The following is a 24564-nucleotide window of genomic DNA, read 5'->3' as shown; positions in this document are numbered from 1 at the left end:
CAGAAGGGGACACCGCTCATGACTCGCATCGCCATCAACGGATTCGGCCGCATCGGACGCAACGTGCTGCGCGCGCTGCTCGAACGCGAAAGCGACCTGGAGGTCGTCGCCGTCAACGACCTCACGGAGCCGGCCACCCTCGCGCGGCTGCTCGCGTACGACTCCACGGCCGGCCGCCTCGGCCGCCCGGTGACCGTCGACGGCAGCACCCTCGTGGTCGACGGCCGGCGCATCGCGGTGCTCGCCGAGCGGGAGCCGGAGCAGCTGCCCTGGGCCGAACTCGGCGTCGACATCGTCCTGGAGGCCACCGGTCGCTTCACCTCCGCCGAGGCCGCCCGCGCCCACATCAAGGCGGGCGCGAAGAAGGTCCTCGTCAGCGCCCCGTCGGACGGCGCGGACGTGACGCTCGCCTACGGAGTCAACACCGGCGCGTACGACCCCGAGCGGCACACGATCGTCTCGAACGCCTCCTGCACCACGAACGCGCTCGCCCCGCTGGCCGCGGTCCTCGACGAACTGGCCGGCATCGAGCACGGCTTCATGACGACGGTGCACGCCTACACCCAGGAGCAGGCCCTCCAGGACGGCCCGCACCGCGACCCGCGCCGGGCGCGCGCCGCGGCCGTGAACATCGTGCCGACCACGACCGGCGCGGCCAAGGCGATCGGCCTCGTGCTGCCGAACCTCGACGGCAAGCTGTCGGGCGACTCGATCCGCGTACCCGTGCCGGTGGGTTCGATCGTCGAACTCAACACGACGGTCTCCCGCGACGTCACGCGCGACGAGGTGCTGGCCGCCTACCGCGCCGCCGCCGAGGGCCCCCTGGCCGGGGTGCTGGAGTACTCGCAGGACCCGCTTGTCTCCTCCGACATCACGGGCAACCCCGCCTCGTCGATCTTCGACTCGGAGCTCACCCGCGTCGACGGCCGCCACGTCAAGGTGGTCGCCTGGTACGACAACGAGTGGGGCTTCTCGAACCGCGTGATCGACACCCTCACCCTCCTCGCGGGCTGAGACCCCCCGCCCCGGTCCTCCGTCCAGGACCGGGGCGGGTCCGCGTCAGGCCCCGGGCAGGATCACGGTGACCCCGCGTCCCGGGGCCGTGCCCATCGAGGCCAGGGCGGCCGGGGCCGCGTCCAGCGCGATCGTCGCGGTGACCAGGAGGTCGGGGCGCAGGGCGCCGGAGCGGACGAGTTCCAGCATCGGGGGATAGGCGTGGGCGGCCATGCCGTGGCTGCCGAGGACCTCCAGCTCCCAGCCGATCACCCGCTCCAGCGGCAGCGCCACCGGTCCGGCCGCCGCGGGGAGCAGCCCCACCTGGACGTGCCGCCCGCGCCGCCGCAGCCCGGACACCGAGGCGGCGGCGGTCGCGGGAGAGCCCAGGGCGTCCAGCGACAGGTGCGCTCCGCCGCCCGTCAGCTCCCGCACCGCCTGCGCGGCCCCGCCGGGCCCGACGGCGGCGGGGTCCACGCAGTGTGCCGCCCCGAACTCCCGCGCCAGCTCCCGGGCCCCGGGAGCGGTGTCGACGGCGACCACCCGGGCCCCCGCCGCGGCGGCGATCATCACGGCGGACAGGCCGACCCCTCCGCAGCCGTGGACGGCGACCCATTCGCCCGCCTTCACCCTGCCCTGCGCGACCACCGCCCGGAAGGCGGTGGCGAAGCGGCAGCCCAGGGCCGCCGCGGTCGCGTACGACAGTTCCTCCGGCACCGCCACCAGGTTCACGTCGGCGTGGTCCAGGGCCACGTACTCGGCGAAGGATCCCCAGTGGGTGAAGCCGGGCTGCGACTGCCGGGCGCACACCTGGTGGTCGCCGGCCGCGCAGTCGGCGCAGCTCCCGCAGGCGCAGACGAAGGGTACGGTCACCCGGTCGCCGGCCCGCCAGTTCACCACGTCCGGGCCCACCGCCTCGACCACTCCGGCCAGTTCATGCCCCGGCACGTGCGGCAGGGTGATGTCCGCGTCGTGGCCCGCCCACCCGTGCCAGTCGCTGCGGCACAGCCCCGTGGCCTCGACGCGCACCACGACGCCGTCCCGGGCCGGCGCCGGATCGGGGACCTCCCGCACCTCGGCCCGTTCCCCGTACCGCTCGAACACCACCGCGCGCATGGACCCCGCCCTCCTGTCGACCGGCCCGCAGGCTACCGCCCCGTCGCGCTACCGACCCACCGCGCGGTCCCGGGCGGCCCGCCGCAGGGTCAGGGCCGCGAGGGCCTCGGGGGCGCCGGCCTGGCCGCGGATGCCGGGGAAGGCGTTGACGTCGACGATGAGGGGTCCGCCGCCCTCCGTGGCGATCACGTCCACCCCGTAGACGTCCAGTCCGAAGACCCGCCCCACCCGCAGGGCCAGTTCGGCCCACCCGTCGGGCAGCCGCCCCCCGCCCGGGGCCGGCTCCCCGGTGCCGGCGGCGAGTTCGGAGCGGCGCAGTGCGGCGAAGACCTCGTCCCCGACCACCCACAGCTTGTGGTCCCAGCCGCTGTTGGGCGCGAACGCCTGCGTGACCACCGGCTCCCCGCCCCAGCGCGGCGCCAGTTCCCGCAGCCGGCCGGGTCCGTCGAGGCGTGCCACCAGGTCGTCCTTGCGGCTGCGCCGGCTCTTCACCACCAGCGGCCACTCCAGCCCCGCCGCGGACTCCAGCAGCGCCAGGGAGCCGAAGGTACGGGTGGCGGCGAACGGAAGCCCCGCCCCCAGGGCCAGCGACGCCATCCCCGTCCGGTCCTGGCAGCCCTCGGTGGCGGCGGCGGAGTTCACCACCGGCGCGCCCCGCCGCTCCAGCGCACGGGCCAGTTCCAGCGCCGCCGGGGTCCGCGCCTTCAGCAGGTACACGTCGGCGGGCGCCCCGACGGACGCCTCCCCCGCCGAGGGGTGCAGCACCTCCACCTCGTGCCGCTCTCCGAGCAGCGCGGCGGTCGCCGCCAGCAGCGGATGGCCGGGGTCGGGGGTGATCAGGCCGATCCTCACGCGCCGTCCCCCGCCCGCGCCGCCGCCTGCGCCGGGACGGCCACGGGGAGGGCGTACGGCCGGGCCGGCGGGCAGGGCGGGACGGCCGTACGGCCGCCGCCCGCGCGGGCCAGGTCCAGGACGGCGCCCGCGACGCGGGCCGCGGCGTCCGGCACCTGGCGGAAGCTCGGGAAGTCGTTGACGTCGACCACCACCGGGCCGTCGGGGCCCAGCAGCACGTCCACCCCGTACAGGTCCAGCCCGTACACCTCGCCCACCCGGGCGGCGATCTCCGCGACCTCGGCCGGCAGCGGCACCCGGCGCTCGCGCACCGCGGCGTCGGGGTGCAGGGGGGAACAGCGCTCGGTCGCGTGCAGTTCGCCGCCCACGCAGTACACCTTGATGTCGGTCCCGGGATTCGGGACGTACGGCTGGGCGATGAGCATCCCCTCGCCCGCGAGCGCGGGGAGCAGCGCCCCGAGCCGGTCCGGCGAGGGCAGCAGGTGCACCCCGCGGCCGGAGCTGCCGTCGGCCGGCTTGACCACGAGCGGGTAGAGCTCGTCCGGTATCTCCACCAGGAGCTCGGGGCTGGCCACCGCGTAGGTGGGCGGCAGGGGGAGCCCCCGCGCGCTGCCGAGGGCGGCGGCCAGCGCCTTGTCCCGCACCCCGCGGATGGACCGGGCGTCGTTGACGGTGGTCACCCCCGCTGCGGCCGCGGCCTCCAGGAGGGTGAGACCGGGACCGCCCGAGACGGTCTTGAGCACCCACGCGTCGTGCGCGCCGGCCCGCACCAGGTCCGTCATGCGCAGCAGCGAGCCGCCCGGCCGTACGACGTCCACGTGGTGGCCCCACGCGGTCAGCTGACGGATCACCTCGTTCGGCATGCCGTCATGGCGGTAGTGCTCCTCCACCAGGAAGCAGAGCCTCATGGATCTTCCCCATATTCCCCGGACGTCCGCCGCCGATCCCGTCCGGCGAGTTGTGACGTCACAGGATGCCATGGCATAGCCCCGAAACCGCTCCAGAAGCAACCTTAGTGGGCGCTACACAGCGTGATCTTCGTCAAGGGCTTTCCTAAACGATCACCAATCCTCTTATAGTGATGCCTCGTTGCCACAGGAACCCTCTCTTCCATATACGCCCCTTTTTTGAGGCTTTGATTGATGACGGCGTCGCCCTCCCCCCTCCGCCCCTCCGCGCTCGCCCTGCTGGTCACGGCGGTGGCCGCCGGCACCATCTCCGCGGCGGCGGTGGCCGCGGCACCGTCCGGTGTCCGCCCGCCCCTGGCCTGGTTCGCCGCCTTCGGAACCCTGCTGCTGTCCCTCGCCGCCTGCGCGGCCACCTGGTCGGCGCGCACCGCCCGGCAGCTGCGCGCCGACGCGGCCCTGCTCACCGGCGAAGTCGCCACCCGCGACGCGTACATCGCCCGGCTGACCGCCGACGCCGCCCGCGAGACGGCGGACCTCACCGCCGAAATCGCCCGCCTCACCGCGGACCACACCGCCCGGGTCGCCCGGCTCACCGCCGAACACGCCGCCGAGACCGACCGGCTGACGGCCGCCCGCACCGCCGAGGCCGCCCGGCTCACCGCCGCGCACACCGCCGAACTCGACCACCTCGCCGCCGCCCAGCAGGCCACCCGCGAGCGGCTCGGCGAGGAACTGCGGCGCGCCCAGTCCGGCCGCGCCGCCGCCATGGCCGCCGCCGCCAACGCGGCCGGCCGGATGCAGGCCCTGGCCACCGGCATGCTCGCCGACCTGCGCGAGATGGAGCACAAGCACGCCGACGAGGAGGTCCTCGGCGACCTCCTGCACCTCGACCACCGCACCGCCCAGGCCGGCCGCCTCGCCGACTCCATCGCCGTCCTCACCGGCGCCCGCTCCGGCCGCCGCTGGGCCAAGCCCATCGTCATGGAGTCGATCCTGCGCGGCGCCATGGGCCGCATCGGCGGCTACCAGCGCGTCCGCCTGCACTCCACCAGCGAGGCCGCCGTCGCCGGACACGCCGCCGAGGGCGTCATGCACGCCCTCGCCGAGCTCCTCGACAACGCCGCGAACTTCTCCCCGCCGACCGCCGAGGTCCACGTCTACGTGGAGGAGGTGCCGGCCGGCATCGTCATCACCGTCGAGGACAGCGGCCTCGTCATGAGCGAACTCCAGCTGCGCCGCGCCGAACAGGCCGTCGGCGCCGAGACCCTGGACCTCGCCGGGCTCTCCGGCACCCGCCTCGGCCTCGCCGTCGTCGGCCGCCTCGCCCGCAAGCACGGGCTGACCGTCTCCTTCCGCCCCTCGGCGCGCGGCGGCACCGGCGCGCTGCTGATGATCCCGGAAGAGCTCATCAGCCACGCCCCGGCCGAACCCGTCCCCGCCCCGCCGCTCCTGGCGGCCCCCGCCGGCCCGGTCCGCGCCCCCGCACTGCCCGCCGCCGCTCCGGCACCGGCAGCCCCGGCCGCACCCGCCCGCAGCGGCTCCGAGCCCTCGCACGACTCCGAATCCACCGGCCGCGACCCGGTGCTCGGCGCGAGCGGACTGCCCCAGCGGCGGCGCGGCCGCACCCTGGCCGCCGCCCACCCCGAAGGCCCCGACGCCGCGTCCGCGGCGGCCCGCACCCAGGCCGCCCCCACCGGCGCGTCCCGTTCCGCCGCCCGCTTCGGCAGCTTCCGCCAGGCCGTGCGCGACGCGCCGGCGCGGCAGCAGCCCACGAATCCCCCGCACCCGGAAGGCAACACGAGATGACCGGCTCCACCACCGACGAGAAGCTCAGCTGGCTCCTGGAAGGCCTCCTGGAGCGCACCCCCGGCGCCCGCCACGCCCTCGTGCTCTCCCGCGACGGCCTCAAGCTGTGCCGCACCCCCGAGCTCTCCGTCGACCAGGCCGACCAGCTCGCCGCCATCGCCGCCGGCATCCAGAGCCTCTCGCACGGCGCCTCCATCGAGTTCGGCGACGGCACCGGCGGCGTCCGCTCCGCCATGGCCGAGTTCTACGGCGGGATCCTCTTCATCGTCGAGGCGGGCGAGGGCGCCCACCTCGCGCTCGTCGCCGCCGAGGACGCCGACGCCGGTCTCGTCGGCCACAACATGTCCGAACTGGTCGAGCAGCTGAGCGAGCATCTGATCGCCAGGCCCCGGGGATGAGCCGCGTCCGGCCGGGCCGGGACGACTCCCCGGACCGGCTCTACACCCTCACCGGCGGCCGCAGCAGCTCCGGGAGCGACGCCTTCGACCTGGTGACCCTGATCGTCGCCGAGTGCGACCCCGTCCCCGGAATGCAGTCGGAGCACGCGGCCATCCTGCGGATGTGCCGCTACCCGACGGCCGTCGTGGAGGTGGCGGCCGAACTCGGCCTGCCCGTGTCGATCGTCCGGATCCTGCTCGCCGACCTCCTGGCCGCCGGACGCGTCAGCGCCCGGCACCCGCGCGCCACGACGTACTGCCTTCCCGACCCCGAACTCCTGGAGCAGGTGCTCGTTGGACTCCGCAACCTCTGACCCGGGCGCGCCCCGGCAGGCACTCAGCAGCACCGCCGACAACGGCCTGAAGATCGTGATCGTGGGCGGCTTCGGCGTCGGCAAGACCACCATGGTCCGCTCGGTCAGCGAGATCCGTCCCCTGAACACCGAGGAGACGATGACCCAGGCCGGCGAGGCCGTCGACCACACCGACGGCATCGCCGCCAAGACCTCCACCACCGTCGCCTTCGACTTCGGCCGGATCACCCTCGACGCCCGCAACGTGCTCTACCTGTTCGGTGCCCCGGGCCAGGAGCGGTTCTGGTTCCTGTGGGACCGCCTGTTCTCCGGCACCCTCGGCGCGGTGGTCCTCGTCGACACCCGGCGGCTCGCGGACTCCTGGTACGCCATCGACCGCCTCGAACACCACGGCACGCCCTTCGTCGTCGCCTGCAACGACTTCGGCGGGCCCGCCCACACCCCGGACGAGATCCGCGCCGCCCTCGACCTGCCGGCCGAGGTGCCGCTGCTGTTCTGCGACGCCCGCTCCCGCGATTCCAGCAAGCAGGTGCTCATCTCCCTCGTCGAACACCTCCAGCACCTCCAGTACCTCCAGCACCGTCAGAGCCTCCAGGCCCTCCCGTAGTCCCAGAGCCCCCGAGACCCGAGCCCTCCCCCCGAGGGCCGTCCCCCGCACCCTCCCGGAGCCCACGCAGTGACCACCCCCGAGACCCGGCCCGTCTACCTCGGCGGCCCCCGCTTCCAGAGCGACCCCGCCGAGCTGTACCGGGAGATGCGCCGCGACCACGGCGCCGTCGCCCCCGTCGTCCTCGACGGGGACGTCCCGGCCTGGCTGGTCCTCGGCTACCGCGAACTCCACCAGGTCACCGGCGACCCGCAGCTCTTCTCCCGCGACTCCGACCTGTGGAACCAGTGGGACCGCATCCCCGCCGACTGGCCCCTGCTCCCGATGATCGGCCGCAAGCAGCCCTCGATCCTCTACACCACCGGCGAACGCCACCGCGAGCGTGCCGCCGTCATCAGCGAGGCCCTCGAATCCGTCGACCCCTTCGAACTCAGGGGCCACGCCGAACGGTTCGCGGACGAGCTGATCGACGGGCTCTGCGGCAAGGGCTCCTGCGACATCGTCGGCGAGTACGCCATGCTCCTGCCGCTGCGCGTCCTCGCCCGCATCTACGGTTTCTCCGACGAGCAGGGCCCCGGCCTCGTCACCGCCATGAACGACATGATCAACGGCCGCGAGGGCGCCCTGGACGGCCAGCGCCACCTCGGCGAGTCCATGTACGCCCTGCTCGCCGCCAAGGCCGAGGCGCCCGGGCACGACGTCGCCTCCCGGATGCTCGCCAACACCGCCGGGTTCACCCTCGACGAGGTGGCCCAGGACCTGATGGTGATGATGGCCGCCGGCCACCAGCCCACCGCCGACTGGATCGGCAACTCGCTGCGCCTGATGCTCACCGACGACCGCTTCGCCGCCTCCCTCGCCGGGGGCCGCCACAGCGTCGGCGAGGCCATGAACGAAGTGCTCTGGGAGGACACCCCCACCCAGAACGTCGCCGGCCGCTGGACCACCCGCGACACCAAGCTGGGCGGCCGCACCATCGCCCGCGGCGACCTGGTCCTGCTGGGCCTGGCCGCCGCCAACGGCGACCCGCACGTACGCACCGAGGCGGGCGCCCTCACCGGCGGGAACAACGCCTTCTTCTCCTTCGGCCACGGCGAACACCGCTGCCCCTTCCCGGCCCAGGAGGTCGCCGAGGTCATCGCCCGGACCGGCATCGAGGTCCTCCTCGACCGCCTTCCCGACGTGGACCTCGACGGATCGGCCGCCGAACTCACCCGGCGCCCCTCGCCCTGGCTGCGCGGCCTGACCGCGCTCCCCGTGACCTACACCCCGACCCCCGCGCTTGGAGCTTCCAGATGAGCTGCCCGATCGACCACACCGGCGCCGTCCCGGCCGCCGCCCCGATCGCCCTCGACCCCTTCGTCACCGACCTCGACGCCGAGAGCGCCGCCCTGCGCGCCGCCGGCCCGCTGGTCCGCGTCGTCCTCCCCGGCGGTGTCGGCGTGTACGCCGTCACCCACCACGCCGAGGCACGCGCCCTGCTCACCGACCCCCGGGTCGTCAAGGACATCGGGGTGTGGGGCGCCTGGCAGCGCGGGGAGATCCCCCCGGACTGGCCGCTCATCGGCCTCGCCAACCCCGGCCGCTCCATGCTCACCGTCGACGGCGACGAGCACCGCCGTCTGCGCACCCTTGTCGCGCAGGCCCTCACCGCCCGCCGCGTCGAGAAGCTCCGCGCCGGCATCGAGGCCCTCACCGCCGAGGCCCTCGACAAGCTGGCGGGCCTGCCCGCCGGGGAGACCGTCGACCTGAAGGCGGCCTTCGCCTACCCGCTGCCGATGAACGTCATCAGCGAGCTGATGGGCGTGGACGCCGCCGAACACCCGCGGCTGAAGGCCCTCTTCGAGAAGTTCTTCTCCACCCAGACCCTCCCCGAGGAAGTCCCGCAGATGATGGCGGACCTCGGCGCCCTCTTCTCCCGGATCGTCGAGTCCAAGCGCGCCAACCCCGGCGACGACCTCACCAGCGCGCTCATCGCCGCGTCCGAGGAGGGCGACCACCTCAGCACCGAGGAGATCACCAACACCCTCCAGCTGATGGTCGCCGCCGGCCACGAGACCACCATCAGCCTCATCGTCAACGCCGTCGTCGCCCTGGAGACCCACCCCGAACAGCGCGCCCTCGTCCTCTCCGGCGAGGTCCCCTGGGAGAACGTCATCGAGGAGACCCTGCGCTGGGCCACCCCCACCTCTCACGTCCTGATCCGCTTCGCCACCGAGGACATCGAGGTCGGGGACCGGATCCTGCCCGAGGGCGAGGGCCTGATCGTCTCCTTCGGGGCGCTGGGCCGCGACGAGGCCCAGCACGGGGAGACGGCGGGCGCCTTCGACGTCACCCGCACCCCGAACCGGCACATCTCCTTCGGCCACGGCCCCCACGTCTGCCCCGGGGCCGCCCTCTCCCGCCTGGAAGCCGGCGTGGCCCTCCCGGCCCTCTACGCCCGCTTCCCGCACCTGTCCCTGGCCGTGCCGCGCGGGGAACTGCGCAACAAGCCCGTCCTCACCCAGAACGACCTGTTCGACCTCCCGGTGCGCCTGCACCCCTGACCTGCGGAGAAAAGAAATGGTCGTCGTACCGGAGCCGTTGGTAGGTTGATCGCGTGCCGAAGCTGAATCAGATCATCGCCGTCGAAAAGGGCGTCAAGTCCAAGTCCCTCCAGGAGCTTTCGCAGGCTCACCACGACGTGCAGAAGCCCGCCCTGCTGGCCGGCATCTCGCGGACGTACCAGCCCAAGGACGAGGAGGGCGAGCAGCTGCCGCCCGAGTCCACCCGGGTCCAGGTCAAGGCGGAGGACGTGCTGCGGGCGACGGCCACCACCCTGACCCGCCTGTTCGACGTGACGGCGACCAAGGACTGGGCCAACCGCACCGCGGCCGCGGACGTCGTCGTCGACGGCGACGTGCTGCTCGCCCAGGTTCCGGTGCCCTACCTGCTCTTCCTGGAGAAGCAGCTGACCGACCTGCACACCTTCGTGCGCAAGCTGCCGGTCCTGGACGCCTCGGAGTCCTGGAACCTCGACCCCTCCACGGACTCCTGGAAGACGGAACCCGTACGCACCATCCGGACCAAGAAGGTGCCGCGCAACCACGTCAAGGCGGAGGCCACGGAGAAGCACCCGGCGCAGGTGGAGGTGTACTACGAGGACGTCGCCGTCGGCTACTGGACGACGGTGAAGTTCTCCGGCGCCCTCCCGGCCCGCCGGGTCAACGAACTCCTCGACCGGGTGGAGCGGCTTCAGCAGGCCGTGAAGTTCGCCCGCGAGGAGGCCAACGGCACCGAGGTCACCGACCAGCGGGTCGGCGACGCGGTGTTCGGCTACCTGTTCAGGTAGCCCCGAGAACGCCCCCTGTAGCGCAGGGGGTGCGCGAGAGCGCAAGCTGAAACTGACGTTGAAGCTGAAACAGGGGCGGCCCGAGTGCGGCCCCTTGAATCTCAGACTATCGCTCCAGTCTCAGCATTCGCCGCCGAACACCGGATCGACCGAGCAGGGACGATCACCGACGGATGGGGGTTCAAGTCCCTCCTGCGCCTCTCCCATGGCGCGGTAGTTCAAAGGCAGAACACGTCGGCCTCAAGATGATCCCCGCTCTTAAACGCCGCCGGTGTGCGCAATTGGGTGGCACACAGGGGCCCGGGAATTGGACATATTCCCGGGCCCCGTCACGCTTTCCGACGGGCCGCCCCACGACGTCCGTACGCCGCCCGAACGACGTCCCGCGCGGACGGCTGCGACCGCGGACGGAGCGGGCGTCAGCCTCCGGTCCGACGAGCCCCGCCCGGCTCCCGCATAGCGTCTCCGCCATGAACACCACACGCCGTACCGCGGCCGCCGCGGCCTTACTCGCCCTCCTGCTCCCCGCGTCCCTCCCGGCCGCCTCCAGCGCCTCCGCCGCGCCCACTGCGCCCGCTGCCGCCGTCGACGCCCTCCGTACCACCGGGCCCGAACTGCCCGCCCCCACCGGACGCCTCGCCGTCGGCTCCGAGGACCTCCACCTCGTCGACCGCAGCCGCACCGACCCCTGGGCCCACACCGGCCCCCGCGAACTGATGGTCACCCTGCGCTATCCCGCCCAGCGCGGCACCGGCCGCGCCCCCGCGCCCTACCTCAGCACCGAGGAGGCCCGGCTGATCCTCGCCGACAAGGGCCTCGACAAGATCATCGATCCCGCCGCCTTCGCCGCCACCCGCGCCCACGCCCGCGTCGGCGCCCGCCCCGCCGAGGGCCGGTACCCGCTGATCGTCCTCTCGCCCGGCTTCACCGTCCCGCGCGCCACCCTCACCTCCCTCGCCGAAGACCTGGCCTCACGCGGCTACGTCGTGGCCGCCGTCGACCATGCCTACGAGAGCGCGGCCACCGCCTTCCCGGGCGGCCGGATCCTCACCTGCCTGGCCTGCGACCAGGCGCAGGGCCCGGGCGGCCGGGAGGCCGTCACCGACACCCGGGCCAAGGACGTCTCCTTCCTCCTCGACCGGCTCACCGGCCGGCACCCCGTATGGCGCCACGCCGAACTGATCGACCGGGGCCGCATCGCCATGGCCGGGCACTCCATCGGCGGCGGAGCCGCACTGGCGGCCATGGCCGTCGACCCGCGGATCCGCGCCGGCGTCGACATGGACGGCGGCCTGCCCGTGCCCTACCCGGCCGCGGGGATCGGCGGCCGCCCGTTCCTGCTGTTCGGCTCGGCCGCCAGCGCCCCCGGCCAGGACACCGCCGGGAACTGGTCGCAGGCGTGGCCGCACCTCGACGGCTGGAAGCGCTGGATCACCGTGGACGGCACCGACCACTTCGGCGCCACCGACTATCCGGCCCTGCGCGACCAGCTCGGCGTCCCCCACCCCGACGCGCCGCTGCCCGGCCCCCGGGCCCTGGAGGTGACCCGGACCTATGTCGGCGCCTTCTTCGACCGGCACCTCAAGGGGCAGCCCCGGCCGGTGCTGGACGGCCCGCGCGCCGACGCCCCCGAGGTCCGCTTCCACACCCCCTGAGGCCCGTACGGGGCCCCGCCCGCGCGGGGCCCCGTCCTCACACCGGCACCGACACGAAGGTCCGCCCCGACTCGTTCTCCACCAGCACCGCCGCGACGTCCGCCGGGTCCACGGCCGCCGAGCCGTCCAGGGCCGCTCCCTTGCCCTCGCCGTGCTCCGCAGTGCCCACCACCCAGCCGCCCGCCGTGGACCGCGTACCGTCCCGGGAGACCACCACCAGACGGCACCGCTGCCCGGCCGGCACGCCGGTCACCGCCGCCCGCACCCGCACCCACTTCGCCGCCGGGGTCACCTGCACGGTCATCCGCGCCCCCGACCCCGCGTCGGTCGCCGAGGCCACCCGGGTCCCGGCGGGCGGCGGCGACGGCGCGGCCGACGCGCTCGGCGACGGCGGCGGGGGCAGCGCGGCCGTGCTCCCCGCGTCCCCGCCCAGCCGGGCCCCGGCCCAGAACACGGCCGCCAGCGAGGCGGCCGCCGCCAGGCCCGCCACCGCGCCCCGCCACCGGGCCCGAGCGGCCCGCTCGCCGCGCACCTGCCGCAGGGTGCGCTGGAGCAGCAGGTCGCCGCCCTGCGGGGGCCCGTCGAGGAACGCCTCCTGCGGTACCTCGCCCAGAACGCCTTCCAACTCGCGCAACGCGGCCACCTCCTCCCGGCACCCCGTGCAGTCGCCGACATGCTCCTCGACGCGCCGTACGTCCTCCTCGTCCAGGACACCCAGCACGTACGGTCCGAGCAGCTCCTCCTCGTGCCGCCGCGCGTTCACGCCACCACCTCCCGCAGTCCGCCGGGCTGCTGGGGCGGCCGGCCTGATCGTCTGTCCCCGCCGTACTCGCCGGCGCCGCCGTCCGTGAACACCGCGCGCAGGGCTTTCAGCGCGTAGTGCGAGCGCGACTTGACCGTGCCCGCCGGGATCCCCAGGCGGTCGGCGGCCTCGGCCACGCTGTGCTGGCGGTAGTACAACTCGGTGAGCACGTCACGGTGTTCCGGTGAGAGCCGGTCCAGGGCGCCCAGCACCGTCATCGTGTCCACCACGGAGTCCGCGTGGTCGCCCTCCACCGGGGGAGCGGCCTCCGAGCCGGAGACCTCCGGCGGTCGGGCCGCCCTGGCCCGGTACCGGTCCGTGATGATGTTCCGGGCCACCGTGAGCAGCCAGCCGCGCACCGAGCCCTTCCCGTTGACCAGCACCTCGGCGTGCCGCCAGGCCCGGATCAGGGTCTCCTGGACGACGTCCTCGGCGGCGGCCCGGTCACCGGTGAGCCGGGTGGCGTACGCGAGCAGGGCGTTGCCGTGTTCCTCGTAGACCGCCCTGATCAGTGCCTCGTCGGTCGAGCCCCGCCGCGCGCGGGGCCACAGTGGTCCGGCCATTCACGCTCTCCGTCCGCCTCACGTCCTGGTGCCGGGTGCAGTACCCGGCGCGGTCGGTACACGCCCTGGGGGCCCCGCCGGTTCATGTGACCCGCGTCACTCAGGTCCGGCAGTCGCGGCCCTCGTTGAGGCAGGCGACGAGCTCGCCCATCCGCGCGTCGGTCATCACGTTCACGAACATCGCGTGGTCGGTGAGCGGGCTGTGCCGCTGCTCCGGGAAGGAGTCCAGGGCCAGAGGCACCCCCGGCGCCACCGCGTACGCCAGCGACAGGCGCAGCTCCGGCACCGCGAAGGTGCCCTGCGGGCAGACCCCGTTGGCGGCCGGGAACGCCAGGTGGGAGCGGTGGTCCGGGGTGGCGGTGTCCAACCCGTTCCAGCAGCTGGGGAAAACGAGCGTACGGGTGACCAGCTCGCCCGCCGGACAGCGCGGGTAGCCGGTGGTGGACCGGTCCGGCAGGCCCGAACAGCCCCAGCGGGCCCGCACCCCGGCGCCCCCGCCGGCCGTGTACGCGACGGCGTCGCCGGTGATCGCCCGCAGGAACCGGGGCATCGCCACCACCTTCCCCACCGCGTTGCCCCGGAACTCCACCCGCACCGAGGCCTCGCGCAGGATCTCACCCGTGTTGCCGTGCCCGGCCGCCCCCTCGTGCGGGCCGCTCCCGGACCGGTCGGTGCGGCGCAGGACCGGCCAGTAGTACACGGAGCGGTCGCCGCCCGTACAGCTCGTGGCGGCCCCGGCCAGCGAGGCGTCCGTCGACAGGGCGTCCGTGGACAGGTTCCCCACGTACGCGTGCGTGTGGTGGGCGCCCGCCCGCAGCCCGGGCGAGACCACCAGGTTGTCCTCGTTCCAGTGCCCCTCCTCGTTGCGCCCGCACTCCACCGTCACCCTGCCGGTGGAGGCGCCCGGGCCGGGCTCGGGGCCGGCCGGGGCGGGCGGTACGCGGCGCAGGTCCACGTACGGGCCCGCGACGGAGGCGGGCCCCGCCGCCCGCGAGGCGCCCAGGACGGCGGCGGCCAGCCCGAGGCCCAGGACCAGGCAGGCCAGCAGCAGCGGAATCCGGTGTTCCTTGCCCAAGGGGTTCCCCATGGCGATCACGGTCGCCGGTGTTCGTACAACCGTCAACCGGGCGACCCTACGAGCCGCGGACCGCGCCCTCGTAGGTGTGGGGGCGGCGGGCGCGAACCCGTGGGGGAGTTGGCGCACCGGATGCTTGCCCGGCCGGATGCCGTCCCGACAGAGTTCTCCGTATGACACCGGACGACCTGCTGCGCGACTTCGCCCGCACCCGTGCCTCCCTCGACGGAGAGGAGGTCGTCTACTGGTGGAGCGGCGACATCCACTCCTGGGCCCCGGGCGAGCCGTACCGGCGCCTCTTCGGCTTCGAAGGCGTCAACGTGTCCCGGCTCGTGGCCGACGAGGAGGAGGGCGGCTACCGGCTGCTGTCGCGCGAGGCCGCCTTCTACCTCGACCCCGCCACTCGGGAGATCCTGGAGACCTGGCAGGAAATGCCCGTGGTCCACGTCTGGAACGACCCGGCCAACCTGCGCCTGCGGCCCTTCCCCGTCCCCCGGACCGAACTCGGCGACCAGGTCTGCTTCAGCCTGGAGATCCCGCTGGCCTACCCCTCCCCGCTGCCCGTCGCGGACTACCCGCTCCACTCCGCCGACGACACCTACCGTGCCCTGGAGCTCTTCCAGTTCTTCACCCCCGCCGCCGCCCTCGCCGGCGGGGCGCCCAGCGTCCCGGCGGCCATGTCCTGGACCCGCATGTCCCCCTGGCTGCCCTGGATGGAACAGGGACAACGCCCCGGCGGCCTGACCTTCCACTGCCGCGGCGCCAAGCTCGGCTCCTATGACGAGGTCCCCGAGCGCACCCGCGCCCACATCGCCGGACACCACCCGGAGTTCGCCCGCGCCCCCGAGAAGTGGACCGAGCCGAACGAGACCAGCTGGACCTACTTCCGCGCCCTCCACCCCCGCGGCAACCCCGAGTAGCCCGCCGCCCCGCCGCCGGGGGTCCGGGAGGGTGACGCGCGTGTTGCGTGCGCGTTGCACAGGCGTTTCACAAGCACTTCACAGACTTCCGCAGGGTCCGGACAAGGGTTTTCCCTGTATCGGGTTCATTCCCGCGTTGCCTACTGTCTGCCCACCGGCGGTCTCCCGCCCCCCGAACTGCCCCCGCACCAACCCCACATGGTGTGAAGCCGAACGCGGTGGCGCGGATCGCCGGTACACGCCGTCGCCCAGCCCCGCCGTTGCGGCAGGGCGACGTGGCGCGGCGGCGGCCGGGGCGGTTCGACCAGCCCTCCCGGCCCCGCGGCGCCTGTTCCACCTCCCACACCGCACACACCGGCCGCTCCGGCCTGCCCGGAAACGGCCCGTAAGGGGAACACCGTGCACGCACCCCGACGACGGCTCATATCCGTCGTGGCCATCTCCGTCACCCTGCTCGCGGGCTCCGCCACCGCCGCGGTGGCCGTGACCCCGCCGGCCGACCCGGCGGCCCGGTCCCTCCCGGCGGCGGGCGCCCCCGCCACCCCCGTCTCCGCCCCGGTCGAGAACCTGATCGTCGGCTACAAGTCCTCCGCGTCCGAGGCGACCTCCAACGCCGCGGCCGCCGACGACGCCACCGCCAAGGGCAAGAAGGCCGGCAAGAAGGCGAAGTTCGACCGCCGCCTGGGCACCGGCGCCGCGCTCGTCAACCTGGGCGGTGCGACCGCCCCGGCCGACGCCGCGGCCGTGATGGCCCAGTTCCGGTCCGACCCGGACGTCGCCTACGTCGAGCCGGACTCCCGCGCGTACGCGATGAGCACCCCGGACGACACCGAGTACGCCAAGCAGTGGGACCTCTTCGAGCCCACCGCCGGCATGAACGTGCCCGCCGCCTGGGACAAGAGCACCGGCTCCGGCGTCACCGTCGCCGTGATCGACACCGGCTACGTGGCGCACTCCGACGTCGCGCCCAACATCGTCGCCGGCTACGACTTCATCTCCGACTCCACCGCCGCCCGCGACGGCAACGGCCGCGACAACAACCCGGCCGACCAGGGCGACTGGAGCGCCGCCGGCGAGTGCGGCACCGGCTCCAAGGCCAGCGACTCCTCCTGGCACGGCACCCACGTGGCCGGCACCATCGCCGCCGCCACCAACAACGGCAAGGGCGTCGCGGGCATCGCGTACAACGCGAAGATCCAGCCCGTCCGCGTCCTCGGCAAGTGCGGCGGCGCCACCTCGGACATCGTCGACGCGATCACCTGGGCCTCCGGCGGCACCGTCGCGGGCGTCCCGGCGAACCCCACCCCCGCCAAGGTCATCAACATGAGCCTCGGCGGATCCGGCACCTGCAGCTCCAGCTACCAGAACGCCATCAACGCGGCCGTCGCCCGCGGCACCACCGTCGTCGTGGCCGCAGGCAACAGCAACGCCGACGCGAGCTCCTTCACCCCGGCCAGCTGCAACAACGTCATCACCGTCGCCGCCACCAACCGCACCGGCGACCGCTCCTTCTACTCCAACTACGGCACCAAGGTCGACGTCTCCGCCCCCGGCGGTGAGACCCGCCGCGCCACCGACACGCCCGGCACCGTCACCACGCCCGAGAACGGCATCCTCTCGACGCTGAACAACGGCACCACCACCCCCGGCGCGGAGATCTACAAGCCGTACCAGGGCACCAGCATGGCCGCCCCGCACATCGCCGGCCTCGCCGCGCTCCTCGTGGCCGCCAAGCCCTCCCTCACCCCGGCGCAGGTCGAGGCCGCCATCAAGACCAACGCCCGCCCGCTGGCCGGCACCTGCACCGGCGGCTGCGGCGCCGGCCTCGCCGACGCGGCCGCGACCGTCAACGCCGTGACCTCCACCCCCGCCACCCCGTTCTTCGAGAACACCGCGGACTTCGCCATCGCCGACAACAGCACGGTGGAGAGCCCGATCACCGTCACCGGCGTGAGCGGCAACGCCCCCGCCGCCCTCAAGGTGGGTGTGAACATCGTCCACACCTACATCGGCGACCTGAAGGTCGACCTCGTGGCCCCCGACGGCACCGTCTACACCCTGCACAACCGGGCCGGCGGCAGCACCGCCAACATCAACCAGACCTACACCGTCGACGCCTCCTCCGAGGCCGCGAACGGCACCTGGAAGCTCCGCGTGAACGACAACGCGGGCGGCGACACCGGCAAGATCGACTCCTGGAGCCTCGGCTTCTGATCCCCGCCGGCCCCCACGCCACTCCCCGGTCCGGGCCCCCGCCGGAGTCCCCCACCTCCGGCCTGACGGGGCGATAGTACGGACCAACCCGGCCCGCGGGCCTGCCGCTACCTCCCGTAACGGCAGGCCCGCGGGACATTCCTGTCGCCTGACTGAATTCTGCGTCACAATCCGGGTCCGCCGGGGGGCTGACCTCGTATTGTCGCGTCTCACAGGAAGGCACGGACCGGGGAGCGAAAGGCTGGTGGCTGTGCGTGGCGGCGACCGCGAAGGCTGACACCAACGTCGGACACGGCGTACTCATCGAAGCCGTCGGCCGCGCCCTCGGCACGCGCGGCCGCGCCATCCTCACCGGCCCCGCCGGATCCGGCAAGAGCGAGGTCGCCCACGCCGTCGCGGCCGCCGCCGACGCCCGCCGCGAGACCGTCCTGCGCCTCGCGCCCGAAGCCGCCGACCGGCACATACCCGAGGCCTCGGCCGCCGCCCTCCTCGCCTCCGTCCCCGGCTGCGCCCTCGACCGCCTCGCCGGGCCCCAGCGCGAGGCCATCGCCCTCCTGCGCCGCGAGGCCGACGCACCCCGGGCCGGACGCGACCACGTCGCGCTGCGCCTGGCCGTCGTCGAGGTCCTGCGCACCCTGGCCGCCCCCGGCCCCGTCCTGCTCCTCCTCGACAACGCCCAGTGGCTCGACGCCGAGAGCGCCGACCTGCTCCGCTTCGCCCTGCGCCTGACCCCGCCCCGCGTACGGGTCCTCGCCGTCGAACGCGGGCGGGGCGTCGCCCCCGTCGCCGAAGCCCTCTGCGGCCCCGGCACCCCCGCCGTCCACGTTCCCGCGCTCGGCGCCGACGAGGTCGCCGAGCTCCTCCTCCGGCACGGCCTGCCCGCCCGCCTGGCCGGCCGCATCCACCAGGCCAGCGGCGGCAACCCCCGCCTCGCCCTCGCCCTCGGCCACTCCCTCGCCGAGGCCGCCGGCAGCCAGGGCGGCTGCGCCCACCACGCCGACCCCCTGCCCGTCGCCGGCCAGGCCCGCGAGGTCGCCCGCCGGCTCCTCGCCGAAGCCCCCGCCCACACCCGCCCCACCCTGCTCCTCGCCGCCCTCGCCACCCGCCCCACCACGGCCCTGCTGCGCCGCGCCGGCCGCCCCGACGCCGAAGCGGAACTCGCCGAGGCCGAACGGGCCGCCCTGGTCGCCGTCGGCGAGGACGGCGCCGTCGCCTTCACCGCCGGCGCCCTGCCCACCGCACTCGCCGCCGACGCGGGCTGGCCGGAGCGCTCCGCCGGGCACGCCGCGCTCGCCGCCGCCGTCGACGACCCCGTCCAGGCCGTACGCCACCGGGCGCTGGCCGTCGACACCCCCGACGCGGAACTCGCCGCCGAGATCACCCGGGCGGCCGACGCCTGCCGCCGCCGCGGCCAGCGCGCCCTGGCCGCCGAACTCGGGCTGCTCGCCGCCGAACGCACCCCCGCCGGCCTGCCCGCCGAGGAACTCGACCGCCTCGTCGGCGCCGCCGAGGACGCGGGCTGGGCCGGCCGCGCCGACCTCGCCCGCCGGGCCACCCGCGCCGTCCTCGCCCGCGACGCCTCGCCCGCCCAGCGGGTCCGGGCCCGGCTCGCCGTCATCGACGCCGCCGGACAGGCCCTGGCCGCCCTCGACGAGACCTTCGCCTTCGCCTGCGCCGAGGCCGACGCCGCCGACGACCCCTCCCTCCTGGCCGCCGTCCAGCTGCGGATCGCCTGGAAGCACAACCTCAGCGACGGCGACCCCGTGCGCTCCCGCGACGCCGCCGCCGAGGCCGGAGCCCTCGCCAAGGCCGGCGGGGACCAGGTCGCCGAGGCCATGGCGCTGACCGTGCGCGCCCGCATGGGCCGCATCCTCGCCGACCCCGACGCCGAGGACATCCTGGCCGAGGCCCTCGCCCTGCCCGCCCCCGAGGTCCCCCTCGGCATGCGCAACGCGCCGCAGTACCTCGCCGTCCGGCACGCCCTCTTCGACGACCGGCTGGCCGACGCCCGCAGCCGGCTCCTGGCCCTGCTGCCCGCCGTTCAGCGCACCGGCTCCGCCGAGGACGTTTTCGAGGTGCTGCGCAGCCTCACCGAGGTCGAACTGCGGCGCGGCCACTGCGTGACGGGTGCCGCGCACGCCCGCCGCGCCCTGGAACTCACCATCGAGGCGGGTCTCTCCCCGGGCCCCGCCTGGTACGTCGCCGCCACCGCCGAGGCCGCGGGCGGCAGCTTCGCCCGGGCCGCCGCCTACGCCCGCCGGGGCATCCGCGCCTCCGAGGAGGAGCACGACCAGGTCTTCCTCTCGCGGGGCCTCTACGCCCTCGGCACGGTCGAACTGGCCACCGGCGACGCCGCGAAGGCCGTTGCCACCCTGCGCCGGGTCGCCGAGCTGGAGGAGGCCCAGCAGGTGGTCGACCCCTCCGTCCTGCGCTGGCACGGAGAGCTCGCCGAGGCCCTGGTGGCCGCCGACGACCCGGCCGGCGCCACCCTGCTCCTCGACTCCGTCACCCCCGTCGCCCGCGCCCTGGGCCGGACCCCGGTCCTCGCCGCCCTGGACCGGGCCCGGGGTCTCGCGCTGTCGGCGCAGGGCGAACCGGAATCCGCCGTGGCCCTGTTGGAGGACACCGCCCGGCGCTTCGAGGCCCTCGGCCTGCCCCTGGAACGGGGCCGTACGCTGCTCGCGCTGGCCCGCGTGGAACGCAGGCGGCGCCGCCGCGCGCCGGCCCGGGCCGCGCTGCGGGAGGCCGCCGAGGTGTTCGAACGGGCCGGGGCGGAGCCCTGGCTGGCCCTGGCCCGGGAGGACGCCCCCGCGGCCGGCGCCCCGCGCCCGGGGGCGGGGGCGCTGACCGACGCCGAGGCCCGGCTGGCCCTGCTGGTCGGCGGGGGCGCCAGCAACCAGGAGGCGGCGGCGAAGCTGTTCCTCAGCGTCAAGACCGTCGAGGCCCGGCTCACCCGGATCTACCAGAAGCTCGGCGTCCGCTCCCGCGCCCAGCTGGCCACCGCGCTGCGGGGGCACTGAGCGGGCCGTGCGCGCGGGCCGCCCCCGGCCGGTCAGCAGCCCAGCCGGTCGCCCGGGGTGACGCCGAGCAGCCCGGTGAAGGCCCGGTACTTGTCCACCCGGCTCTGCACCTGTGCCGGATTGCCGCCGTTGCACTCCAGGGCCCCGTTGATGGAGCGGATCGTCTCGCCGAAGCCCGCTCCGTCGACCATCGCGGCGTGCGCCGTCATCGTGCCCGGGCCGTTCTGGGTGTTCCAGTACCAGAGCGCCGTCTTCATGGCGACGGCCGGGTCCCGCTCCACCAGGTAGGGGTTGGCGAGGAGGTTGAGGCCCAGGGCGTCGCCGGCGGCCTTGTAGTTGAAGTTCCACGACAGCTGGATGGGGCCGCGGCCGTAGTAGGCGGCCTGGCCGGCCGGACAGCCGTAGGGCTGGGAGGCGTCGCAGTAGTGCGGGTAGTTCGCCGTGTTCTGCTCGACGACGTACACCAGCCCGCCGGTCTCGTGGGAGACGTTCGCGAGGAAGGCCGCGGCCTCGCGCCGCTTGACCGTGTCGTCGCCGGTACGGGCGAAGCCGGGGTAGGCGGAGAGCGCCGCGACCAGGCCGTCGTAGGTGTAGAAGGGGTTCCGGTCCGGGAACATCCGGTTGAACTGGGCCTCGCTGACCACGAATCCGGACGGGTCGCCCGGGCCCGGGTCGGGGTCCTGGCCGCCTCCGCCGCAGGCGCCCTGGTCCGACCAGACGCCCCACTGGCCGGTGGTGCCCGGGGTCTCGCCCTGGGTCCACCACTTGGCCTGCCAGTTGTGGCCGCCGTACGAGGCGTTCGCGCCGCCCGTGTAGACGGCGGAGGAACTCCAGGCGCCGGCGCAGACAGGGGCCGCGGCGGCGGGGGAGGCGGGCAGGGCGACGGCGAGCCCGAGGGTGGCGGCGGCGGCCGTGGCGAGGGAGAGGGCGCGGCGGCGAAGCGCACGGATCACGGAACTGCTCCTTCGGCGGGGGGAGTCCGTCGCGCGGGTGGGGGGCGACGGGTACCGCCACTGAACCGAAATGGTCTGGACCTGTCAAGGTCTAGACCAAACTTCGAAGTCCCGTACGGGGAAACGCCGGAGCGGCGTGACGACCGCGTCGCCACGCCGCTCCGGGACCGCTGGATCAGCTGCCGGCCGACAGGTTCCCGGACAGGACCGGGATGTTGGAGGCGATGTGCGAGAGGGTCTCGTCACCCTTGGCCTGGGTGGAGTTCTCGGTGCACTGCTGGTTCTGCGGGTTGGACGCGATCGGGATGTCCTGGACGCCGACGTTGACGAGGGCCAGGACGGACTGGACGTTGACCTTGGCCGGCAGGCCGACGCAGAGCTTGTTCAGCGAACCCTGGACGGCGCTGAGCTGCGGGCTCATCGCACCGGCGGTCTCCTGGTTGCCGTAGATCTGCTGGGCGCCGTTGCCGTTGACGGTGTTGACGCCGTTGTCGTTGCCGATCGCCATCGCCGGGGAGGCCGCGAGGGCGCCCGTGCCCAGGATGGAGGCGGTGACCGCAGCGGTGGCCATGAACTTCTTGAGCATCGTGGAGATCCTTCTGTCGCATGAGCTGTCCCCGGCGGGACGCTTGGATCAACTGCGCCCGGACCCAGGGGTTATCGCCCGTCACCCGACCGGCCCAACGATCCGTCCGCCACCGCTGCTCAGGCGGGTCCCGCGGGTCCCGCGGGCGCCTCGGCCCCGCCCCCCGCGCGGATCGCGCGGAGCGCCGCGGTGTGGAGCGCGTACGGGTCGCCGTGCGTCACCGGGCTGCCGGTGAGGGTGTACCACTCGTCCGCGTCCGTGTACTGCACCGCGAAGCGGACCTTCCCGTCGGGGCCGCCGGTGGTGCGCAGCGTCAGCGAGCCGGTGATGACGCCGACCTCGTCGGTCATGGCCCCGCCGGGGCCGGCGAGGACCTCGTCCTGCCACTGGTACTGCCGCGGGCCGGTCATGCGGCGCAGGTGTCGATCATGGTGGTGAGCATGGCCCTCTCGGCTTCGGTGACGGTCAGCCCGTAGTGGGATTTGACGGTGGTCCAGGCGCGCCCGTACTGGCACCAGCTCGACTTGTCCGGCGGCTGCCACAGGTCGGGGCTCTGGTCGCCCTTGGACCGGTTGGAGGCGGCCGAGACCGCCAGCAGCTGCGGCCGCGTCAGGTCGTTGGCGAAGGACTTCCGCCGCGCGGCGTCCCATCCGGAGGCGCCGGAGCGCCAGGCCTCGGCGAGCGGGACCATGTGGTCGATGTCCAGCTTCCCCGGCTCGGTGACGACGACGCCGTCGTACAGGCTCTTCCAGCGGCCCGACACGGCCCGGCACTCGGAGTCCTGGGTGACGTCGCCCCCGTCGCGCTTGAGGACCACCTCGCGGGTGTCGCACTTGTTGCCCTGCTCGGCCCAGTGCGTGAACTTGTCACGGCTGTACCCGGCCATCGTGCCGGGTTTGCCCGTGGTCAGCGCCGCCAGCCGGGCCCGCGCCGCGGCGGCGTCGACCATGCCCGGCAGCACATCCCCGGACGCCGGCTTCGCGTCACCGGCCGGCGGCGCGGACGCCGGAACGGAGGGGGCGGTGCTCGCGCTCGCGGCCGGCCCGCCCGGGGACTTCCGGTCGCCGGACCCCCCCGGCCCGCCGCACCCGCTCAGCCCGAGCAGCAGCACGGCGGCCACCGCGCCGGCGCGCACCCCTGTCTGACGACCCATGACGACCCCACCCCGTCCTGACGGAACTCCGCGCACACCGACCCGGGAAGACTACCCATAACCGGACAACCAACCACGCACCGGCCCCTGGTCGGGGCCCCGCGTCACTCCACGTGCCAGATCCTCCGGTACGCCTCCCGGTAGCCCTCGGGGTTCCAGGACGTCGCCCCGCCGCTGTTGTGCGCCGTCGCCACGTGGACCGGGGCGACGTAACCGCTCGCGGGCCGCCCGGCGAAGGCGCGGTTGAACTCGTCGACGGCCTGCCAGCCCTGCTGGGACAGCGGTTCGGGGACCGTGGCCGCCTGGAAGGCGCGGGTGTTGACGCGCTGGAAGGCGGACGGGTCGCCGTCGCCCGCGCCGATGTTGTACGGCGGGCCCTCGCCCGGCCGTCCGGCGGCGCGCAGGGCCGGGGCGGCGTCGGCGAAGTACAGGTCGTTGATGGCGACCGAGTCGGTCCAGCGGTCCCCGAACCGGGACAGGAGGGAGGAGACCTCCTGCGGGACGCGCTGGCCGGCGTCGGAGATGGGGATGTTCTCCTCGGCGAGCAGGACCGTGCCGCCGCAGCCGGCGAGACGGCGCCGGATCAGCTCGCCCTTGGTGCGGGCGAAAGGGATGGAGTCGTCGGTGAACAGGACCACCCCCGCGGATCCGCCCGAGCGGGCGATGACCCAGTCCGCACTGATCCCCGCCACCTCCTCGACCTTCGTCGTGATGTTGGTGAAGAGAGGGGGGTCCGTGCTCGGGCCCGGGGAGCCGACCGCGTGCCAGCCGACCAGCACGATGCCCTGGGACTGCGCGCGCCGTGTCTGCTGCGCCGTCAGCCGCGGGTCGAAACCGCCGATGACGATGCCCGCCGGCCTGAGGGCGACCGCCTGGCCCATCGCGGCCTGGATGCCGGCGGGGGTGCCCTCCCCGTCGATCACCCGGACCTGCCAGCCGATCGCCGCCGCGGCCTCCCGGAGTCCCGCGGCGACCCCGGCGACCCCCGGGTTGGTCATCGTCTGGGCGACGTAGACGAGCGTTTTGCCGGGGACGGCCGCCGGACCGGTGGTGGGGCCGTTCCAGGCGGTCCGGGTCGCCTCGGCCCGCTCGACGGCCTGTCTCGCCTGCGCGAGCGCGGCCGGGCAGCCGGCTGCCCGGGCCGGCGGCGTGGGGTGCGCGGGGCCGCCGCCCCCGCAGCCCGCGGCGAGGGGGGACACGGCCGCGCACAGGACCGCGGCGGCGAGGAGGTGCTTGCGGTACGGGTCCACGGTGCTCCT

23 protein-coding genes are annotated in these 24564 nt (G+C 74.6%); 12 read left to right on the top strand and 11 right to left on the bottom strand.

Annotated features, from left to right (window positions below):
* Positions 1–18: 18 nt before the first annotated feature.
* A complete protein-coding gene (gene gap, locus WDV06_RS19650; protein WP_395511073.1) occupies positions 19–1014 on the top strand; it encodes a type I glyceraldehyde-3-phosphate dehydrogenase in 996 nt (331 codons plus the stop codon).
* A gap of 45 nt (positions 1015–1059) precedes the next feature.
* Here gap and WDV06_RS19645 read toward each other — a convergent pair whose 3' ends face one another.
* The 3 genes from WDV06_RS19645 to WDV06_RS19635 are packed head-to-tail and all read right to left on the bottom strand — an operon-like array spanning position 1060 to position 3869.
* The gene (locus tag WDV06_RS19645; protein WP_395511072.1) at positions 1060–2109 is read right to left on the bottom strand and encodes a zinc-dependent alcohol dehydrogenase family protein; all 1050 of its coding nucleotides are present in this window, start codon (positions 2107–2109) and stop codon (positions 1060–1062) included.
* A gap of 48 nt (positions 2110–2157) precedes the next feature.
* Positions 2158–2961, bottom strand: coding sequence for an ATP-grasp domain-containing protein (locus WDV06_RS19640; protein ID WP_395511071.1), 804 nt, complete (start codon positions 2959–2961; stop codon positions 2158–2160).
* Positions 2958–3869 carry an ATP-grasp domain-containing protein gene (locus tag WDV06_RS19635; protein WP_395511070.1) on the bottom strand — a complete coding sequence of 304 codons (912 nt, stop codon included), beginning with the start codon at positions 3867–3869 and terminating at the stop codon, positions 2958–2960. Before WDV06_RS19635 ends, WDV06_RS19640 begins: the two co-directional genes overlap by 4 nt.
* Before the next feature lie 234 nt (positions 3870–4103).
* Between WDV06_RS19635 and WDV06_RS19630 the strand changes: the two genes are divergently transcribed.
* From WDV06_RS19630 to WDV06_RS19595, 8 genes are all read left to right on the top strand, one after another.
* The gene (locus WDV06_RS19630; protein WP_395511069.1) at positions 4104–5675 is read left to right on the top strand and encodes a sensor histidine kinase; all 1572 of its coding nucleotides are present in this window, start codon (positions 4104–4106) and stop codon (positions 5673–5675) included.
* Positions 5672–6073 carry a roadblock/LC7 domain-containing protein gene (locus WDV06_RS19625; protein ID WP_351890831.1) on the top strand — a complete coding sequence of 134 codons (402 nt, stop codon included), beginning with the start codon at positions 5672–5674 and terminating at the stop codon, positions 6071–6073. The genes WDV06_RS19630 and WDV06_RS19625 overlap by 4 nt, the downstream gene beginning before the upstream one ends.
* The gene (locus tag WDV06_RS19620; RefSeq protein WP_395511068.1) at positions 6070–6426 is read left to right on the top strand and encodes a DUF742 domain-containing protein; all 357 of its coding nucleotides are present in this window, start codon (positions 6070–6072) and stop codon (positions 6424–6426) included. The genes WDV06_RS19625 and WDV06_RS19620 overlap by 4 nt, the downstream gene beginning before the upstream one ends.
* Positions 6407–7033, top strand: coding sequence for a GTP-binding protein (locus tag WDV06_RS19615; RefSeq protein ID WP_395511067.1), 627 nt, complete (start codon positions 6407–6409; stop codon positions 7031–7033). Before WDV06_RS19620 ends, WDV06_RS19615 begins: the two co-directional genes overlap by 20 nt.
* A 69-nt stretch (positions 7034–7102) precedes the next feature.
* Positions 7103–8332 carry a cytochrome P450 gene (locus WDV06_RS19610; RefSeq protein WP_395511066.1) on the top strand — a complete coding sequence of 410 codons (1230 nt, stop codon included), beginning with the start codon at positions 7103–7105 and terminating at the stop codon, positions 8330–8332.
* Positions 8329–9579 (top strand): cytochrome P450 family protein, encoded by a 1251-nt coding sequence (locus tag WDV06_RS19605; RefSeq protein ID WP_395511065.1) that lies wholly within the window; start codon positions 8329–8331, stop codon positions 9577–9579. The genes WDV06_RS19610 and WDV06_RS19605 overlap by 4 nt, the downstream gene beginning before the upstream one ends.
* A gap of 53 nt (positions 9580–9632) precedes the next feature.
* Positions 9633–10364: a DUF7873 family protein gene (locus tag WDV06_RS19600; protein WP_395511064.1), complete on the top strand. Its 732-nt coding sequence runs from the start codon at positions 9633–9635 to the stop codon at positions 10362–10364.
* 470 nt (positions 10365–10834) lie between these two features.
* Positions 10835–12019, top strand: a complete 1185-nt coding sequence (locus WDV06_RS19595; RefSeq protein WP_395511063.1) for an alpha/beta hydrolase family protein — start codon at positions 10835–10837, stop codon at positions 12017–12019.
* A 37-nt stretch (positions 12020–12056) separates the two neighbouring features.
* On the opposite strand, the gene WDV06_RS19590 is transcribed toward WDV06_RS19595, so the two are convergent.
* The 3 genes from WDV06_RS19590 to WDV06_RS19580 form a co-directional block, all read right to left on the bottom strand.
* A complete protein-coding gene (locus tag WDV06_RS19590; protein WP_395511062.1) occupies positions 12057–12782 on the bottom strand; it encodes a zf-HC2 domain-containing protein in 726 nt (241 codons plus the stop codon).
* On the bottom strand, positions 12779–13384 hold the full coding sequence (locus WDV06_RS19585) for a sigma-70 family RNA polymerase sigma factor (protein ID WP_395511061.1): 606 nt from the start codon (positions 13382–13384) through the stop codon (positions 12779–12781). Before WDV06_RS19585 ends, WDV06_RS19590 begins: the two co-directional genes overlap by 4 nt.
* Before the next feature lie 100 nt (positions 13385–13484).
* Complete coding sequence (locus WDV06_RS19580) at positions 13485–14471, bottom strand: DUF1996 domain-containing protein (protein ID WP_395511060.1); 987 nt, start codon at positions 14469–14471, stop codon at positions 13485–13487.
* Positions 14472–14632: 161 nt separating this feature from the next.
* Between WDV06_RS19580 and WDV06_RS19575 the strand changes: the two genes are divergently transcribed.
* The 3 genes from WDV06_RS19575 (at position 14633) to WDV06_RS19565 (ending at position 20613) form a co-directional block, all read left to right on the top strand.
* Complete coding sequence (locus tag WDV06_RS19575) at positions 14633–15379, top strand: DUF1838 family protein (protein WP_395511059.1); 747 nt, start codon at positions 14633–14635, stop codon at positions 15377–15379.
* 399 nt (positions 15380–15778) lie between these two features.
* Positions 15779–17593 (top strand): S8 family peptidase, encoded by a 1815-nt coding sequence (locus WDV06_RS19570; protein ID WP_395511058.1) that lies wholly within the window; start codon positions 15779–15781, stop codon positions 17591–17593.
* 254 nt (positions 17594–17847) lie between these two features.
* The gene (locus tag WDV06_RS19565; protein ID WP_395511057.1) at positions 17848–20613 is read left to right on the top strand and encodes an AAA family ATPase; all 2766 of its coding nucleotides are present in this window, start codon (positions 17848–17850) and stop codon (positions 20611–20613) included.
* 32 nt (positions 20614–20645) lie between these two features.
* Here WDV06_RS19565 and WDV06_RS19560 read toward each other — a convergent pair whose 3' ends face one another.
* From WDV06_RS19560 to WDV06_RS19540, 5 genes are all read right to left on the bottom strand, one after another.
* The gene (locus WDV06_RS19560) at positions 20646–21566 is read right to left on the bottom strand and encodes a glycoside hydrolase family 19 protein (RefSeq protein ID WP_395511056.1); all 921 of its coding nucleotides are present in this window, start codon (positions 21564–21566) and stop codon (positions 20646–20648) included.
* Between the two features lie 175 nt (positions 21567–21741).
* Positions 21742–22152 (bottom strand): rodlin, encoded by a 411-nt coding sequence (locus tag WDV06_RS19555; protein ID WP_395511055.1) that lies wholly within the window; start codon positions 22150–22152, stop codon positions 21742–21744.
* Positions 22153–22271: 119 nt separating this feature from the next.
* Positions 22272–22562: a hypothetical protein gene (locus tag WDV06_RS19550; RefSeq protein WP_395511054.1), complete on the bottom strand. Its 291-nt coding sequence runs from the start codon at positions 22560–22562 to the stop codon at positions 22272–22274.
* The gene (locus WDV06_RS19545) at positions 22559–23305 is read right to left on the bottom strand and encodes an HNH endonuclease family protein (protein WP_395511053.1); all 747 of its coding nucleotides are present in this window, start codon (positions 23303–23305) and stop codon (positions 22559–22561) included. Before WDV06_RS19545 ends, WDV06_RS19550 begins: the two co-directional genes overlap by 4 nt.
* A 104-nt stretch (positions 23306–23409) precedes the next feature.
* Entirely contained in the window at positions 23410–24555 is a 1146-nt protein-coding gene (locus tag WDV06_RS19540) for a substrate-binding domain-containing protein (protein WP_395511052.1), read from the bottom strand.
* Positions 24556–24564: the final 9 nt, after the last annotated feature.

The organism is Streptomyces racemochromogenes (assembly GCF_044129415.1).
Taxonomy (GTDB): Bacteria; Actinomycetota; Actinomycetes; order Streptomycetales; family Streptomycetaceae; genus Streptomyces; species Streptomyces racemochromogenes_A.
Note: the sequence above shows the minus strand (reverse complement) of the source record. Positions and strands in the feature narration are given on the sequence as shown.

Bases quoted from the DNA above. Each gene is read 5' to 3' on its own strand.
- WDV06_RS19605 (WP_395511065.1), top strand. From the start codon at position 8,329: ATGAGCTGCCCGATCGACCACACCGGCGCCGTCCCGGCCGCCGCCCCG.
- gap (WP_395511073.1), top strand. From the start codon at position 19: ATGACTCGCATCGCCATCAACGGATTCGGCCGCATCGGACGCAACGTG.
- WDV06_RS19630 (WP_395511069.1), top strand. From the start codon at position 4,104: ATGACGGCGTCGCCCTCCCCCCTCCGCCCCTCCGCGCTCGCCCTGCTG.
- WDV06_RS19645 (WP_395511072.1), bottom strand. From the start codon at position 2,109: ATGCGCGCGGTGGTGTTCGAGCGGTACGGGGAACGGGCCGAGGTGCGG.
- WDV06_RS19620 (WP_395511068.1), top strand. From the start codon at position 6,070: ATGAGCCGCGTCCGGCCGGGCCGGGACGACTCCCCGGACCGGCTCTAC.
- WDV06_RS19635 (WP_395511070.1), bottom strand. From the start codon at position 3,869: ATGAGGCTCTGCTTCCTGGTGGAGGAGCACTACCGCCATGACGGCATG.
- WDV06_RS19585 (WP_395511061.1), bottom strand. From the start codon at position 13,384: ATGGCCGGACCACTGTGGCCCCGCGCGCGGCGGGGCTCGACCGACGAG.
- WDV06_RS19575 (WP_395511059.1), top strand. From the start codon at position 14,633: ATGACACCGGACGACCTGCTGCGCGACTTCGCCCGCACCCGTGCCTCC.
- WDV06_RS19550 (WP_395511054.1), bottom strand. From the start codon at position 22,562: ATGACCGGCCCGCGGCAGTACCAGTGGCAGGACGAGGTCCTCGCCGGC.
- WDV06_RS19555 (WP_395511055.1), bottom strand. From the start codon at position 22,152: ATGCTCAAGAAGTTCATGGCCACCGCTGCGGTCACCGCCTCCATCCTG.
- WDV06_RS19580 (WP_395511060.1), bottom strand. From the start codon at position 14,471: ATGGGGAACCCCTTGGGCAAGGAACACCGGATTCCGCTGCTGCTGGCC.
- WDV06_RS19595 (WP_395511063.1), top strand. From the start codon at position 10,835: ATGAACACCACACGCCGTACCGCGGCCGCCGCGGCCTTACTCGCCCTC.
- WDV06_RS19625 (WP_351890831.1), top strand. From the start codon at position 5,672: ATGACCGGCTCCACCACCGACGAGAAGCTCAGCTGGCTCCTGGAAGGC.
- WDV06_RS19545 (WP_395511053.1), bottom strand. From the start codon at position 23,305: ATGGGTCGTCAGACAGGGGTGCGCGCCGGCGCGGTGGCCGCCGTGCTG.